Origin of the sequence: Pseudomonas sp. G5(2012), assembly GCF_000408945.1 — a bacterium.
Classification (GTDB): domain Bacteria; phylum Pseudomonadota; class Gammaproteobacteria; order Pseudomonadales; family Pseudomonadaceae; genus Aquipseudomonas; species Aquipseudomonas umsongensis.
Genome location: NZ_APIO01000044.1, coordinates 151,688 through 167,016, shown reverse-complemented (window position 1 = coordinate 167,016; position 15,329 = coordinate 151,688). Strand labels below are relative to the sequence as shown.

At 59.6% G+C, this 15,329-nt stretch carries 15 protein-coding genes; 6 read left to right on the top strand and 9 right to left on the bottom strand.

The window, feature by feature from the left end:
• Positions 1 to 78 precede the first annotated feature (78 nt).
• Both PG5_RS15315 and PG5_RS15310 read right to left on the bottom strand, forming a co-directional pair.
• Positions 79 to 846 carry a TerC family protein gene (locus PG5_RS15315; protein WP_020798017.1) on the bottom strand — a complete coding sequence of 256 codons (768 nt, stop codon included), beginning with the start codon at positions 844 to 846 and terminating at the stop codon, positions 79 to 81.
• An 85-nt stretch (positions 847 to 931) separates the two neighbouring features.
• On the bottom strand, positions 932 to 2,239 hold the full coding sequence (locus PG5_RS15310) for a CitMHS family transporter (protein ID WP_020798016.1): 1,308 nt from the start codon (positions 2,237 to 2,239) through the stop codon (positions 932 to 934).
• 409 nt (positions 2,240 to 2,648) lie between these two features.
• Here PG5_RS15310 and PG5_RS15305 point away from each other — a divergent pair, with 409 nt between their 5' ends.
• Positions 2,649 to 3,050, top strand: coding sequence for a GFA family protein (locus tag PG5_RS15305; protein ID WP_020798014.1), 402 nt, complete (start codon positions 2,649 to 2,651; stop codon positions 3,048 to 3,050).
• On the opposite strand, the gene PG5_RS15300 is transcribed toward PG5_RS15305, so the two are convergent.
• Positions 3,051 to 3,377, bottom strand: a complete 327-nt coding sequence (locus PG5_RS15300) for a DOPA 4,5-dioxygenase family protein (RefSeq protein ID WP_008064666.1) — start codon at positions 3,375 to 3,377, stop codon at positions 3,051 to 3,053.
• 85 nt (positions 3,378 to 3,462) lie between these two features.
• Between PG5_RS15300 and PG5_RS15295 the strand changes: the two genes are divergently transcribed.
• The gene (locus PG5_RS15295; RefSeq protein WP_020798013.1) at positions 3,463 to 4,125 is read left to right on the top strand and encodes an NAD(P)-dependent oxidoreductase; all 663 of its coding nucleotides are present in this window, start codon (positions 3,463 to 3,465) and stop codon (positions 4,123 to 4,125) included.
• On the opposite strand, the gene PG5_RS15290 is transcribed toward PG5_RS15295, so the two are convergent.
• Complete coding sequence (locus tag PG5_RS15290; protein WP_020798012.1) at positions 4,122 to 5,072, bottom strand: LysR family transcriptional regulator; 951 nt, start codon at positions 5,070 to 5,072, stop codon at positions 4,122 to 4,124. The two genes, PG5_RS15295 and PG5_RS15290, sit on opposite strands and share 4 nt — an antisense overlap.
• A gap of 114 nt (positions 5,073 to 5,186) precedes the next feature.
• Here PG5_RS15290 and betC point away from each other — a divergent pair, with 114 nt between their 5' ends.
• The 3 genes from betC to PG5_RS15275 all read left to right on the top strand — a co-directional run bounded on the left by betC (position 5,187) and on the right by PG5_RS15275 (position 9,372).
• Positions 5,187 to 6,701: a choline-sulfatase gene (betC, locus tag PG5_RS15285; protein WP_020798011.1), complete on the top strand. Its 1,515-nt coding sequence runs from the start codon at positions 5,187 to 5,189 to the stop codon at positions 6,699 to 6,701.
• Between the two features lie 16 nt (positions 6,702 to 6,717).
• Complete coding sequence (choX, locus tag PG5_RS15280; protein WP_020798010.1) at positions 6,718 to 7,638, top strand: choline ABC transporter substrate-binding protein; 921 nt, start codon at positions 6,718 to 6,720, stop codon at positions 7,636 to 7,638.
• Positions 7,639 to 7,803: 165 nt separating this feature from the next.
• Positions 7,804 to 9,372, top strand: coding sequence for a SulP family inorganic anion transporter (locus PG5_RS15275; RefSeq protein ID WP_020798009.1), 1,569 nt, complete (start codon positions 7,804 to 7,806; stop codon positions 9,370 to 9,372).
• A gap of 121 nt (positions 9,373 to 9,493) precedes the next feature.
• On the opposite strand, the gene aroE is transcribed toward PG5_RS15275, so the two are convergent.
• A complete protein-coding gene (gene aroE, locus PG5_RS15270; RefSeq protein WP_020798008.1) occupies positions 9,494 to 10,315 on the bottom strand; it encodes a shikimate dehydrogenase in 822 nt (273 codons plus the stop codon).
• 13 nt (positions 10,316 to 10,328) lie between these two features.
• Positions 10,329 to 11,243, bottom strand: coding sequence for an oxygen-dependent coproporphyrinogen oxidase (gene hemF / locus PG5_RS15265; RefSeq protein WP_020798007.1), 915 nt, complete (start codon positions 11,241 to 11,243; stop codon positions 10,329 to 10,331).
• Between the two features lie 162 nt (positions 11,244 to 11,405).
• Between hemF and PG5_RS15260 the strand changes: the two genes are divergently transcribed.
• Positions 11,406 to 12,383: an NADPH:quinone reductase gene (locus tag PG5_RS15260; protein ID WP_020798006.1), complete on the top strand. Its 978-nt coding sequence runs from the start codon at positions 11,406 to 11,408 to the stop codon at positions 12,381 to 12,383.
• A gap of 116 nt (positions 12,384 to 12,499) precedes the next feature.
• On the opposite strand, the gene PG5_RS15255 is transcribed toward PG5_RS15260, so the two are convergent.
• The 3 genes from PG5_RS15255 to PG5_RS15245 form a co-directional block, all read right to left on the bottom strand.
• Entirely contained in the window at positions 12,500 to 13,057 is a 558-nt protein-coding gene (locus PG5_RS15255; RefSeq protein WP_020798005.1) for an L-threonylcarbamoyladenylate synthase, read from the bottom strand.
• A 54-nt stretch (positions 13,058 to 13,111) separates the two neighbouring features.
• On the bottom strand, positions 13,112 to 14,218 hold the full coding sequence (gene dprA, locus PG5_RS15250) for a DNA-processing protein DprA (RefSeq protein WP_020798004.1): 1,107 nt from the start codon (positions 14,216 to 14,218) through the stop codon (positions 13,112 to 13,114).
• A gap of 80 nt (positions 14,219 to 14,298) precedes the next feature.
• Entirely contained in the window at positions 14,299 to 15,324 is a 1,026-nt protein-coding gene (locus PG5_RS15245) for a LysM peptidoglycan-binding domain-containing protein (protein ID WP_020798003.1), read from the bottom strand.
• Positions 15,325 to 15,329: the final 5 nt, after the last annotated feature.

Below are 15,329 nucleotides of genomic sequence, written 5' to 3'. Positions count from 1 at the left end.
GAAACTGTCATGAAAACAGTTTGATGCAGACAAAAAAGGGGCCTCTCAAGGCCCCTTTTGTTCAGCACAACATTCCAGTTACTGCCCCGGAATGTCCTTGCGCAGTTTCACCGGGTCCTGCTGCTTTTTCTTTCTTGCAATGGCGGTGCGCATCTTGATGTTGATCGCTTCCACCGCCAGCGAGAACGCCATGGCGAAGTAGACGTAGCCTTTTGGCACGTGCACGTCGAAGGATTCGGCGATCAGCACCGTACCCACGATCAACAGGAACGACAGCGCGAGCATCTTCAGCGAAGGGTGCTTGTCGATGAACGCGCTGATCGTGCCCGAGGCTAGCATCATCACCAACACCGCCACGACAATCGCCGCCACCATGACCGGTACGTGGGAAACCATGCCGACGGCAGTGATCACCGAGTCCAGGGAGAACACGATGTCGATGATCGCGATCTGGATGATGGTGTAGAGGAAGTTGCCGCCCTTCATCGAAGGCTCGTCATCGGTTTCGTCTTCACCTTCCAGCGCGTGGTACATCTCTTGCGAGCTTTTCCACAGCAGGAACAGGCCACCGAAGAACAGGATCAGGTCACGCCCGGAGATACCCTGGCCGAACACTTCGAACAAGTCGGCGGTAAGGCGCATGACCCAAGTGATCGACAACAGCAACAGAATCCGCGTGATCATGGCCAGCGCCAGGCCGAAAATCCGGGTGCGCTGTTGCATGTGCTTGGGCATCCGGCTGACCAAGATCGAAATCATGATGATGTTATCGATACCCAGGACGATTTCCAGGGCAGTCAGGGTAAAGAAGGCAACCCAGATTTCAGGGTTGGTCAGCCATTCCATGTGTATTCCTTTGAGCGATTGTTAAACCAAAAAGGGCCCCGACTTCAAACCGCGAAGCCTGGACCCGAAATGGTGAGTCTTGGGCTTATAGAGTGCTGAACAGCGGAAAAATCCCCATCAGCAATGCGGCAACCAGTATGCACATGCAAACCAGCACTGCCCACTTCAGGGTGAAGCGCTGGTGATCACCAAAATCGATGCCAGCCAGGGCCACCAAGAGGTAAGTCGATGGTACCAGCGGGCTCAACAAGTGGACGGGCTGACCGACGATCGAGGCACGTGCCATTTCCACCGCGGTAATACCGTAATGGCTGGCGGCTTCGGCCAGTACCGGCAACACGCCGTAATAAAATGCATCATTCGACATGAAGAAGGTGAATGGCATGCTCACCAACGCCGTGATCACTGCCAGGTATGGGCCGAGGAAGTCTGGAATCACCGACAGCAGGCTTTTGGACATGGCATCGACCATGCCTGTGCCCGACAGGATACCGGTGAAGATACCCGCGGCAAAGATTAGCCCGACCACCGCCAGTACGCTACCAGCGTGGGCCGCGACGCGATCCTTCTGCTGTTGCAGGCACGGGTAGTTGACGATCATCGCGATACTGAACGCCACCATGAACAGCACCGGCAGCGGCAACAGGCCGGCGATCAGGGTGCACATCAGGACCAGGGTCAGGGCGCCGTTGAACCAGATCAAGCTTGGCCGACGTGCATCCGGGAATTGCGAAACGGTGATCTCGCTGTGATCCACCTCATCACCGACCAGATGCAACTCTCCCAGACGCGCACGTTCACGTTTGCCGTAGAAGTAGGCAATGGCAAGGATGGCCAGGACACCGGCGGCCATCGCGGGAATCATCGGCACGAAGATGGCCGATGGATCGACGTGCAGCGCACTGGCGGCACGGGCGGTCGGGCCACCCCACGGAGTCATGTTCATCACGCCACCGGCGAGGATGATCAAGCCGGCCATGATCCGCGGGCTCATGCCGATACGGCTGTAGAGCGGCAGCATGGCGGCCACGCAGATCATGTAGGTGGTCGCGCCGTCACCGTCGAGGGAAACGACGAGCGCCAGGACGGCGGTACCCACCGACACTTTCAACGGGTCGCCCTTGACCATTTTGAGGATCTTGCGCACGGCCGGGTCAAACAGGCCGGAGTCGATCATCAGGGCAAAATAGAGAATCGCGAACATCAGCATCACGCCGGTTGGCGCGAGCTTGGTAATGCCTTCGAGCATCATCGGGCCGATTTTCGGGCCGAAACCGCCAAACAAGGCGAAAACGATCGGGATGATGATCAAGGCGATCAACGCGGACAGGCGCTTGGTCATGATCAGGAACATGAACGTGATGACCATGGCGAAGCCAAGGAAAGTCAGCATGGGAATACTCCAGGCGTAGCGCGGCTAGGGAAATGGGCGGATCGGATGGGATCAGCGCAGAACGGGAAGCACGAGACGTACGGGCGGAGTTGCAGCGAAGCGGCGGATAGAAGAGGACATCAGGGTCACCATTGTTGTTGTTTAATGGGCTGGGCGAACAATCGAACATTCGCTTTAGCCAACCGGTCTGTTGCCGGCAGTGAGGGCGATCCTAATCGTGGAAGCTTTCAGCCAGCTTTCGCCGATGAAAGCATTGACCGGATGTGCAACCGGTCGTCGGACCGGGGCAGAGAGGGGAAACCGAGTTGTGCCCTTCGCGAGCAGGCTCGCTCCCACAATGATTTTGATCCCCTGTGGGAGCGAGCCTGCTCGCGAAGACGCCAGTGAAAACGCATCCGGAGGAAAAGGAATGGTCGACTTTCACACAGGCGGATGCCACTGCGGACAACTGCGATATCAATTCAGCGGGCCTTTACACGATATCGCCCATTGCCATTGCTCGATTTGCCGGCGGGTCAGCGGCGGGATCGTGACCACCTGGATCACTGTGCCGGCGACAACCTTTCAATGGCTCGCGGGAAAACCGGCGCGGTACGACTCTTCGCCAACCTGCGCGCGCTATTTTTGCGGCAACTGTGGGGCGCAACTGGCATTGGAGACTCACCTGAGCCCGGGCAGCATCGACGTGACCATCGCCACCCTCGATCACCCGGAGCGGGCCCCGGCCGAACGCCACATCTGGACCGACAGCCGCCTGCCGTGGTTGCATCTGGATGAGCATTTACCGGGCGAAGCCGAAGAAACACTCTGATCAGAAAATAGACAGGTCGAGCGGGCGAATCGCGCCCATCCAGATCGCGTGCTCGCTGTGATCCAGCAGATCGTTGCCGGTGTCGGGGTGCAGGAACACCACCAACCCCTTGCGGTTGAGCGCCAACCACGGCAGCACATCACCGATCAGTTCAGGGCCGAACGCCAGTTGGCAGCTCCAGTCCGGGTGCGGGCCGACGGGGCGTTCGTGCACCCGGCCCATTTTCAGCGGGAACAATTGTGCCGCTTGCTCACACAGGGCTCGCGCCTGGTCGATGGTGCTGGCATCGAAATAGACATGGGCGTGGTAACCCTTGATCCGTTGCATCTGAATCCCTCCAAAACCGAGTCGAACCCTCACCGTTTCCTAAAGGTCAAATGCCATACAGGAAAGAGAACAAGGGAGTTCAGCCATGAAAAATGCCGAAACCCCGGTGGTGAAAGTGGTGCTTTATGGTGCCATGAGTAGCTTGGGCAGTGCGCTGATGGCTGAAATGTTGCGGCGCCAACATGAAGTGATCGCCATTCTCGATGACTTGACGGCGCTGGCGCCGCGCCCGGGTTTGCGTACCAAGGCCGGCGACCTGTTCGACGCACAACGGGTCAAGCAAAGCGTGGCCGGCAGTTCGGCGGTCATCTGTTTATTAGACGCACCGGGGTTGCCATTCAATAGTGAACACGTGGAAAAAAACATTGTGCCCGGCCCGGTCGAGCAGGTGCTGGCGGTGGATGCATTGCTTGATGGCATGCAGGCAGCAGGCATTACCCGATTGTTTCTAGTGGGGGATTTCGAGGTGCTGGACGATCCGGAGTTCGAGGACGGGTTGCAACGCCACGCCGCCGAAGAAATCCGCGAAGCGCTACAAAGCAGCCCCTTGCACTGGACGATGGTAAACGCTCCGCGCGGGGTGCCGGGGCTGACCATCGAGCACTTCAGTCAAATCGGCGGCAACCTTGAGCCGGGACTGGCCGAGCCGCTCGCACGTTTGGCCCGCACGGCAGTGGGGATCGCTGATGAGTTGCATCTGAACCTGCATATTGGCGAGCACGTTAATTTTGTTGCCACCGATAGCTAGATCGCAATTGAGGGCAGTGCCATCCCGTTCAACGATTGCGCACTGCTGGCCTGCTCGGCCATCAACCAATCGACGAACTGCTGAATCAAGGCGCCACGCCGCTTGCGCTGCGGCAAAACCACGTAATAACCCAGCCTGGAGATCACCGTTTCGGCAATCGGCCGACATAACAAACCTTGTGCCAGCAAGTTATCCACAAGGTGCCGCCAGCCAATCGCCACGCCCTGGCCGCCAATGGCGGCCTGAATCAACAAGGTGTAATTATCGAAACGCAATTGGCCGGGCGCCGGGGGCGAAGTGATGCCCAACTCGCGAAAGACACCGCTCCAGTCAAACCAATGGCTGCTGTTTTCGCCACGCAGGTGCAGAAGTGGAAACTCCAACAATGATCGAGCGGGCAGGGGCAGGGTGCGATCATTGAGTACTTGCGGGCTGCACACCGGGAACACTTCCTCGCTGAATAGCCAATGACTCTCTCCCTGTTTGAAGCGGCCATCGCCGAACAGCACTGCTACATCGATATCGCTGCGCAACATGTTATGGCTACGTTCACTGGTCACCAGACTGACGTCGACCTGTGGGTTGGCCGCGTGAAAGCGGTGCAATCGAGGCATCAGCCAATAGGCGGCAAAGGCAAAATCGGTGGCGACTTGTAGCACTTCATGCTGATGCTGGGCGCTGATCGCGCTCAATCCTGCATCGATATTCTGCAAACCCAGCTGAACTTGCTCGAAAAGGATAGCACCCGACTCAGTCAGTTCAATGCCGCGATAGATGCGGTCGAACAGTCGAGCCCCCAACTGCTCCTCCAGTCGCTTGATTTGCTGGCTGACCGCCGGCTGCGTGGTTCCCAGCTCGACCGCCGCCGCCGTAAAGCTGCGTTGACGGGCCGCTGATTCGAAAGCGCGGAGCAAATCCAGAGAAAGGTCACCAAGCGCGTCATACATAAGCTGTGCTTATCCTAGTCATTGCCGCCCGTGGGCTTTACCGCAAAGTGTGTGGGTTACATCCTCGACCCCAGCACTCTCGCATAAACATCCACTATGGAATGCCGCGATCACATGAAGCGCAAGAACATTCTTTTCATCATGGCCGATCAAATGGCCGCGCCAATGTTGCCGTTCTACGGTCCTTCGCCTATCAAATTGCCTAATCTGAGCCGCCTCGCCGCCGAGGGCGTGGTATTCGACAGCGCTTATTGCAACAGCCCGCTGTGCGCACCTTCGCGCTTTACCCTGGTCAGCGGCCAGCTGCCGAGCAAGATCGGGGCTTATGACAACGCGGCGGATTTCCCGGCCGATGTGCCGACTTATGCCCATTACCTGCGGCGCCTCGGCTATCGCACTGCGCTGTCAGGCAAAATGCATTTCTGTGGTCCGGACCAATTGCACGGCTATGAAGAACGCCTGACCAGCGATATCTACCCAGCCGACTACGGCTGGGCCGTGAACTGGGACGAACCGGACGTGCGTCCGACCTGGTACCACAACATGTCGTCGGTTCTCCAGGCAGGCCCTTGCGTGCGCACCAACCAACTGGATTTCGATGAAGAGGTAGTGTTCAAGGCCCAGCAGTACCTGTTCGACCACATTCGCGAGGATGGCGAGCAGCCGTTTTGCCTGACGGTTTCGATGACTCACCCCCACGACCCGTACACGATTCCCAAGGCTTTCTGGGACCTGTACGACGACGCCGAAATTCCTTTGCCGGAAACACCGGATCAACACCAACTCGATCCGCATGCCCAGCGATTGCTCAAGGTTTATGACCTGTGGGACAAACCATTGCCTGTGGATAAAATCCGCGACGCTCGCCGCGCCTACTTCGGTGCTTGCAGCTATATCGACAGCAACGTCGGCAAACTCCTGCAAACCCTCGAGGATACTGGGCTAATCGATGACACCATCATCGTATTCTCCGGCGACCACGGTGACATGCTGGGCGAACGGGGCCTCTGGTACAAAATGCACTGGTATGAAATGGCCGCTCGTGTCCCCCTGTTGATAAGTGCTCCAGGGCAATTCGGCGCCGGCCGGGTCAGTGCATCGGTATCCACCGCCGACCTGTTGCCGACCTTTGTAGAACTGGCCGGCGGCACTCTGGAACAGGGCTTGCCGCTCGATGGCCGTTCGCTGGTTCCGCATTTGCAAGGGCAGGGCGGGCACGATGAAGTGTTCGGCGAATACATGGCCGAAGGCACCATCAGTCCATTGATGATGATTCGTCGTGGCGCTTACAAATTCATCTACAGTGAAGATGACCCTTGCCTGCTCTTCGATGTAGGCAATGACCCGCTAGAACTGGAAGAACTCAGCAAATCGCCGCAACATCGTCAACTTTTCGACGAATTTCTCGCCGAAGCTCGCGCCAAATGGGACATTCCAGCTATCCATCATCAGGTGCTCGCGAGCCAGCGGCGCCGGCGTTTCGTCGCCGATGCCCTGACCATCGGCAAGCTGAAGAGCTGGGATCACCAGCCACTGGTGGATGCCAGTCAGCAATACATGCGCAATCACATCGACCTCGACGATCTGGAGCGCAAAGCACGTTATCCACAACCCTGCCAAAACCAATAATGTTAAGGGGAAGTCCATGCATAAGTTATCCACAGTACTGACGGTCGGACTTCTGGCCCTGGGCAGTGCATCGGTGTATGCCGATCAAAGTTGCGAGACGGTGAAAATGGCCGACCCTGGCTGGAGCGATATCGCCGCAACCAACGCCATTACCGGGTTTCTGCTGGACGGCATGGGCTACAAGGCCAAGGTCGACACCCTCGCGGTGCCGATTACCTTTGGCGGGCTCAAGGATGGCCAGGTGGATGTTTTCCTCGGCAACTGGATGCCGGCGCAGCAGGGTTTCTACGACAAGTTCATCGCCACCGGGGACGTCACGCAACTGGCGAAGAACCTCGACGGCACCGAGTTCACCCTCGCTGTCCCGGATTACGTCTGGGATGCGGGTGTGCATAACTTTGCCGACCTGAACAAATACGCCGACAAGTTCGACCACAAGATCTATGGCATCGGGTCTGGTGCACCGGCAAACATTTCGCTGCAAGAGATCATCAAGAAAAATGATTTCGACATGGGTCAATGGAAACTGATCGAATCCAGCGAGCAGGCCATGCTTGCGGAAGTGTCCCGCGCGGTGAAGAAACAGAAGTTCGTGACCTTCCTCGGCTGGACACCGCACCCGATGAACGTGCAGCTGAAAATGCATTACCTGAAGGGTGGCGAGAAATACTTCGGCGACACCGGCAGCGTCCACACCCTGACCCGCAAAGGTTATGCACAGGCCTGCCCGAACGTCGGCAAGCTGCTCACCAACCTGAGCTTCACCCAAGAGATGGAGAACAGCATCATGGCCGAGGTGGTGAACAAGAAAGTCAGCAATGCCGATGCGGCCAAGGCGTGGATCAAGGCCAACCCGGCAGTGCTGGACAAGTGGCTCGATGGCGTGAAGACCGTGGATGGCAAGGATGCGTTACCGGCAGTGAAAGCCAAGCTCTAACTCCCGCCACTGATCGTTCCCACGCTCTGCGTGGGAATGCATCCCGTGACGCTCCGCGTCACACTCCAAGGGCAAACGCGGAGCGTCCATGGCGGCATTCCCACGCAGAGCATGGGAACGATCAGCGTCTGTTAACCTTGTGCAAAACCCAATCCGAGAGGACCCATGGCCCTTCCCAGCCGCCATTCACTCTTCCCATTCCTCACATGGTTACCCAGGCAAACCCGCGCCAGCGTCGGTCGTGACCTGATCGTCGGCCTCAGTGGCGCGATTCTCGCGTTGCCGCAATCCATCGCCTACGCACTGATTGCCGGCCTCCCACCGGAATACGGCTTGTATGCGGCGATCATCCCGGTGTTGATCGCTTGTCTGTGGGGCTCGTCGTGGCATTTGATCTGCGGTCCGACGGCGGCCATTTCCATCGTCCTGTACGCCAGCGTCAGTCCCCTGGCCATTCCTGCGACGCAGGACTACGTCACCGTGATCCTGTTGCTGACCCTTCTGGCAGGGATTTTCCAGTGGCTGCTGGGTTTGCTGCGCTTTGGTGCGCTGGTCAATTTCGTCTCTCATTCGGTGGTGCTTGGCTTCACCCTCGGCGCGGCGGTGGTCATTGCCGTTGGCCAGTTGCCCAACTTGCTGGGGCTGGAGCTGCCCAGCCAGGCCACCGCACTGGACAGTTTCATCACACTGACCACACACCTGGGTGAAGTGGATAAACCTTCGCTCATTCTCGGATTGGCCACCGTGGCGGTCGGGCTGATCCTCAAGCTGTGCTTGCCGCGCTGGCCGACGCTGTTGATTACCCTGGTGCTGGCTGCCGTGATGGTCTGGCTTTCGCCCTCCATGTTCGGTCACGTAAAACTGGTGAGCGCCTTCACCGGTAAGCTACCGCCTTTTAGCCCATTGCCGTTGGACCTCGACCTGATCCTGCGCCTGCTGCCCAGTGCCGTGGCGGTCGGAATGCTCGGGCTGGTCACCAGCCTGTCGATTGCCCGTTCGCTGTCGGCGCGCTCGCAACAGTTGCTCGACGCCAATCAGGAAGTCCGCGCCCAAGGCTTGTCCAATATTGTCGGCGCGTTTTTTTCCGGATCGCTGTCGGCCGGCTCCTTCACCCGTTCAGGCCTGAGCTACGAAGCGGGGGCCTGTTCGCCGTTGGCGGGAGTCTTTTCGGCTTTGTGGGTGGCGTTGTTCGCCGTCTTCGGTGCCAGTCTGATCGCACACATTCCCATCCCGGCCATGGCCGGCAGTATTTTGCTGATCGCCTGGGGCCTGGTGGACCATCGTGGCATTCGTGCGTTGCTACGGGTCAGCCGCGCCGAGTTCGTGGTCATGGGCCTGACCTGTGTCGCCACGCTGCTGCTGGAACTGCAGACAGCGATCTATGCCGGGGTGCTGGCATCGCTGTTCTTTTACCTCAAGCGCACCTCGCAACCACGGGTGCAGCATTTGCGTGACGGCGATGAAGACATTCTGCGGGTCGGCGGCTCGATCTTCTTCGGCGCCAGCCACTACCTGCAAGTTCGCCTGCAACGAATGCAGGGTGCACGCGTGGTGATCGAGGCGCAGCAGATCAACTTCATCGACTATTCAGGGGTTGAGATGCTGCATCAGGAAGCACGGCGGTTACTGCGCCAGGACCGCAGCCTGACCCTGCGCCGGGCTCGGCCGCAGGTGGTGGATGAATTGAGGAAGCTGGAAGGGGCAGAGAAATGCCCGATCCGGTTTGAAGACTGAAACAACCTAATACGTGTAGGAGCGAGCCTGCTCGCGATGGACGTCAACGATAACGCGTGCATTCAGGATGCATGCGTTGTCCTTGGGTTCTTCGCGAGCAGGCTCGCTCCTACAGGGGGGCTTACGCAGCCAGTTGCCGACGAAGTTCGGCCAGCACCGGCGCCGTATCCGGACGCACGCCGCGCCACAGGAAGAAGGCTTCCGCCGCCTGCTCGGCCAACATCCCCAGCCCATCCATCGACACCGCCGCGCCATGCTCGCTGGCCCAACGGCAAAACGAGGTCGGCTCCTTGCCGTACATCATGTCGTAGCACACCGTCTTGCCCGGTTCGATCAGGCTGGTGGCAATCGGCGGAACATCGCCCGACAGACTCGCGGACGTCGCATTGATGATCAGGTCTACCGACTCTTGAAGCCAGTCATAACCACTGGCCGATACCGGGCCCAGATCGCAGAACAGTTCGGCCAGCAACTCGGCCTTGTCCACCGTACGGTTGGCGATGACCACCGACGCCGGCTGCTCAGCCAACAACGGCTCCAGCGCACCGCGCACTGCGCCGCCGGCACCGAGCAGCAGGATGCGCTTGCCCTTGAGGCTGAACCCGGCATTGACCGTCAGGTCCCGTACCAGGCCAGCACCGTCGGTGTTATCGCCCAGCAAACTGCCATCTTTCAGCTTGCTCAGTGTGTTTACCGCGCCGGCCCGCTGTGCCCGCGCCGTGAGTTTGTCGGCCAGGCGATAAGCCTCTTCCTTGAACGGTACTGTCACATTCGCGCCACGGCCTTCGAGGAAAAACGCCCGGGCACAGCTCGAAAAATCATCGAGGGGCGCCAGTGAAGTGCTGTAGTCGAGTTTCTGCCCGGTCTGCTCGGCGAACAGACGATGAATCAACGGCGATTTGCTATGGCCAATCGGGTTACCGAATACGACGTAACGGTCCATCTGGATTCCTCGTTCAGGCCTTGGCCAACCAATCGCGATCTTGCAGGAAATACTCAGTCAGGCGTGCTTCTTCGCTGCCAGGCTCGGCTTTCCAGTCGTAACCCCAGCGGACTTGCGGCGGCAGCGACATGAGAATCGACTCGGTGCGACCGCCCGATTGCAGCCCGAACAAGGTGCCACGGTCGTAGACCAGGTTGAATTCGACGTAACGCCCACGACGGTACTCCTGGAACTCCCGCTGCTTGGCGGTATAGGCGTCGTTTTTGCGGCGCTGCACGATGGGCAGGTACGCCTCGATGTAGGCGTCACCGATAGCACGCATGAACGCGAAGCTGGTGTCGAAATCCCACTCATTCAGGTCATCGAAAAACAAGCCGCCGATTCCCCGCGGTTCGTGGCGATGCTTGATGTAGAAGTAGCTGTCGCACCAGGCCTTGTAACGCGGGTAGACGTCCGCACCGAAAGGCGCACAGGCCTGTTCGGCGACGCGGTGCCAGTGCACGCAATCTTCTTCATTGCCGTAGTACGGTGTCAGGTCGAAGCCGCCGCCAAACCACCAGACCGGCTCTTCACCTTCTTTTTCGGCGATGAAAAACCGCACGTTGGCGTGGGAAGTCGGTACATGCGGGTTGTGCGGGTGGATCACCAGCGATACACCCAGGGCCTCGAAACCGCGTCCGGCCAGTTCCGGCCGGTGGGCACTGGCCGACGGTGGCAAACCGCTGCCGAAGACGTGGGAAAAGTTGACGCCGCCTTTTTCGATGACCGCGCCATTTTCGACCACTCGGGTGCGTCCGCCACCGCCGGCAGGCCGGGTCCAGGCGTCTTCGACGAAGCGCGTACCGCCGTCTTCGGCCTCCAGGGCAGCGCAAATACGGTCTTGCAGATCGAGCAGGTAGGCTTTAACGGCCTCGGTGCGGGTAGTCATGGCATCACCTTGGATCGGGCAAAGCTACGCGGCGCTCCACAGGAGCCAGCCTGCGCAAATGGGCGCGTAGCATACCACCGCCGAAGCGCTCGTCGCAGTTGACGCAGATCACGCTTCGCAGTCCCATAGGGCGCTTGGTAAAACAATCTCAGGAGAGTGCAGATGGCAAAGCGTATCCAGTTCCGTGCCCATGGTGGCCCCGAAGTGCTTGAGTATGTCGATTATCAGCCCTCCGAACCCGGCCCGCAGCAGGTTCGCGTGACCAACAAGGCCATCGGCCTGAACTTCATCGACACCTATTACCGCAGCGGCCTCTATCCGCCACCGGCCTTGCCATCGGGGGTCGGCTCGGAAGGCGCGGGCGTTGTCGAAGCCGTCGGTAGCGAAGTGACCCGATTCAAGGTCGGCGATCGCGTGGCTTACGGCAGCGGCCCGTTGGGAGCCTACAGCGAGGTCCACGTCTTGCCCGAGGCCAACCTGGTACACCTTCCGGACGCCATCAGCTTCGAGCAGGCCGCGGGTGTGATGCTCAAGGGCCTGACCGTGCAGTACCTGCTGCGCCAGACCTATGAACTCAAGGGTGGCGAGACCATCCTGTTCCACGCCGCTGCCGGTGGCGTCGGTTCCCTGGCCTGCCAATGGGCCAAGGCCTTGGGCGTCAAGTTGATCGGCACCGTGAGCTCGGCGCAGAAAGCCGCGCTGGCCAAGGCCAATGGTGCCTGGGCGACCATCGACTACAGCCATGAAAACGTCGCGCAACGCGTACTGGAATTGACTGACGGCAAAAAGGTCCCGGTGGTGTACGACGGCGTCGGCAAGGACACTTGGCTGACCTCTCTCGACTGCGCGGCGCCCCGTGGGCTGGTCGTGAGCTTCGGCAATGCGTCCGGGGCGGTGGACGGGGTGAACCTGGGGATTCTGGCGGGGAAAGGCTCGTTGTACGTCACTCGGCCGACGCTGGCGACCTACGCCAATAACGCGGAAAACCTGCAGCGTATGGCCGATGAGCTGTTCGAGATGATCATCAGCGGCAAAGTGAAAGTGGATATCAGCCAGCGTTATCCACTGGCGGACGCAGCGAAGGCGCAGACCGAGTTGTCCGCGCGGCGTACGACCGGATCGGTAATTTTATTGCCTTGAAGGCCTCTTCGCGTGCAAGCCCGCTCCCACATTGGATCTTCAGTGACCACAGAATTGGTGTTCGACACTAATCAAATGTGGGAGCGGGCTTGCTCGCGAATGGGGTCACCTCGGTCTTAATCGGGGCGCACAACATGCCCGGTCGCCAGATCCCGGATAACACTCGGGTTCTTGCGCCCACCCAGGTTCCCACCCAACACCAGATCAACCTGACCACGGAAATACTGCTCCACGCGAATCCGCGTGCGCGCTGCCGGCCGGCCCTGGGGGTTGGCGGACGTCGACACCAACGGCCCGACCAGTGCGCACAATTCCCGCACCTGCGGGTGATCGCTGACCCGCAGCGCCACCGTTTCATGCACGCCGGTAATCCACTGCGGCAGCATGTTCTGATGCGGCACCAACCAGGTGTTCGGCCCCGGCCAGGTGCTGGCCATGCGATCCATCCACAGCTCGGGAAAGTCGTCAAAGAGGAAGTCGAACTGGCGGATATTGTCGGCCACCAGTATCAGGCCCTTGTCCACGGACCGCCCCTTGATCAGCAGCAAACGATCCACTGCCTCTTCATCCCACGGGTCGCAACCCAGACCCCAGACAGCTTCGGTTGGGTAGGCAATCACCGCCCCTGCGCGAATTGCTCGTGCGGCTTGCTGCACACGCCAACTGTTGACCATGAAAAATTCTCCAGAATAAGGCTCTGCGCAGTTTACCGATCTTCCTCGTAAAACCTAGCTTACCCGCGCAAACCAGCGCCCGTTTTCGCAGACTGCGCGGCCGTCCATTTCCAGCTCCGTCAACGTCGCCAGGACCTTGGGCAAGGTCCAACCGCTGGCATCGGCCAGTGCTTCACTGGTGTGGGGGGCAGCGTGGAGCAGTACAAGTAGCGGATGACTCGTTACGGTCGCGAGTGTTTCTGTTGAAAACGGTAGCTGCTGCCAGCCGCGCAAGGCTTCGAGGATATGCTCTATGGTCTCCACCAGCACGGCGCCGTCGCGGATCAACTGATGGCAGCCGCGAGCACCGGGATGATGAATCGACCCTGGAATCGCATACACCTCGCGCCCCTGTTCCGCCGCCAGCCTGGCCGTGATCAATGAACCACTGGCAACACTGGCTTCGACGACCAGCACGCCGAGGGACAAACCGCTGATGATCCGGTTGCGTCGGGGGAAGTTGCTGGCGCTCGGAGCGGCGTCCAGCGGAAACTCCGAGAGCACCGCGCTGCCCGATGCGATCATTGCGTCCGCCAGGCGCCGATTGCGCTGTGGATAAAAATTTTCGAGTCCCGTGCCAAGTACCCCGACCGTTCGCCCGCCAACATCCAGTGCCGCCTGGTGCGCGGCTGCATCGATCCCCAGGGCCAGCCCGCTGGTGATGACAAACCCGGCACCCGCCAGGCTGCGAGAAAACGCGGCTGCGGTGTCCATGCCTGGCCGTGAAGCACGACGACTGCCGACCATCGCTAACTGCGGTTTTTCCAGGATCTGCGGATCGCCCGCCACGAACAACAACGGTGGCGCGTCGCTGATTTGCGCCAGCAGCGCCGGGTAGTCGGGCTGGTCCCACATCAGTAAATGCTGGTCCTGACGCTCTATCCAGGCCAATGCGTGGCTGGCGCCGTCACGAATTTCAGGGGAGCGCCGGGCCTCGCCACACACCTGCGGCAAGCCCAACGCTCGCCACGCACTGGCGGGTGCACTGATGGCTTTGGACGCCGAACCGAAGGCTTCCAGCAATTTCCGGAAACGCGCCGGACCAAGTTCCGGTAACCGGTGCAGACGTAAACGGGCTTCCAGTTCCGCAGGGGAAACCGATGAAACAGCGGGTATCGACATGGATCATCCTTGATCGTTATGAGCCCCCATCGAAATGGGAATAAGCTGTGGATAACTCTGTTGGTAACTTGTGAAGTCCGCTAAGGATTCCGCACCTTGTCCAGCACCGCCAAAGAACGCGAGGCCTTCAGCACCAGTCCATAGCTGAGCTTGTCGTAGGTGCGAAAAACCATCAGAAGACCAGCGCGTTCATCCGGAATTTTCAATGGCTGGCCGGTGATCCGGTCACGCACGGTTTCGCCGGTTTTCATCACTACCAGGACATTCCCTTCGGCCAGGCCGTCGCGTTTCCCCTTGTTCAAGGTGACTACGTCCAGTGCACCGATCTGCGTGACCCCGCGTGGTACATCGATGATCAGGCCGTTGACCTGGGTGTCGGGAGCGCTCGGCATGAACGTCGAATTGATCGAACGTTCTTCGCCGCTGAACAGGCGGTCGCCGAGGCGCACCTCCTGGGTGGTGCGTTGCAGCACCAGCGTCGCGACGTCACCTTCAGTGGCGACGATCTCGCCACCGCCTATGTCATCGGCGTTGATGCCCAGGAATTCCTGGGTCTGCGGATCGGTGTAGACCTTGCCCTGACGAAAAATGCCGTACACCGGTTGAGCCGGGTCGACGAGGCCGCGGGCGAAGATACGGTCGCCGATGCCGCTGAGTACGCGTTCGGCATCACCGGCAACGATATAAGGCGCCTTGTCGAAATCCTCGGCGTTGTCGACGATGCGGTTACTCAGCAAAAAGCTGTTGATCGATTTCAGCGGGATGCTCGGTATGGCGTCGGCCACCGGGCTGCTACGCACCTGTGGCGAAAGCTTAATGGTGCCTCGCGAGGTGCCGCGGTTAAGGGTCAATCGTGGTTGGCCGTTGACGTAGACCAGCGATAGCGTGTCCCCGGGGTAGATGAGATTCGGGTTTTCAACCTGTGGATTGACCTGCCAGAGTTGCGGCCACTGCCAGGGCTCACGCAGGTACTTACCCGATATGTCCCAAAGTGTGTCGCCCGCAGCGACGGTGTACTGCTGTGGAAAACCCTCCCGAAGTTGCACTTGCCCGTGCGCAAAACCTGCCGAGGCCAGAAGGAGCAGGGCGAGTAGTGATTTCCTCATGCGAT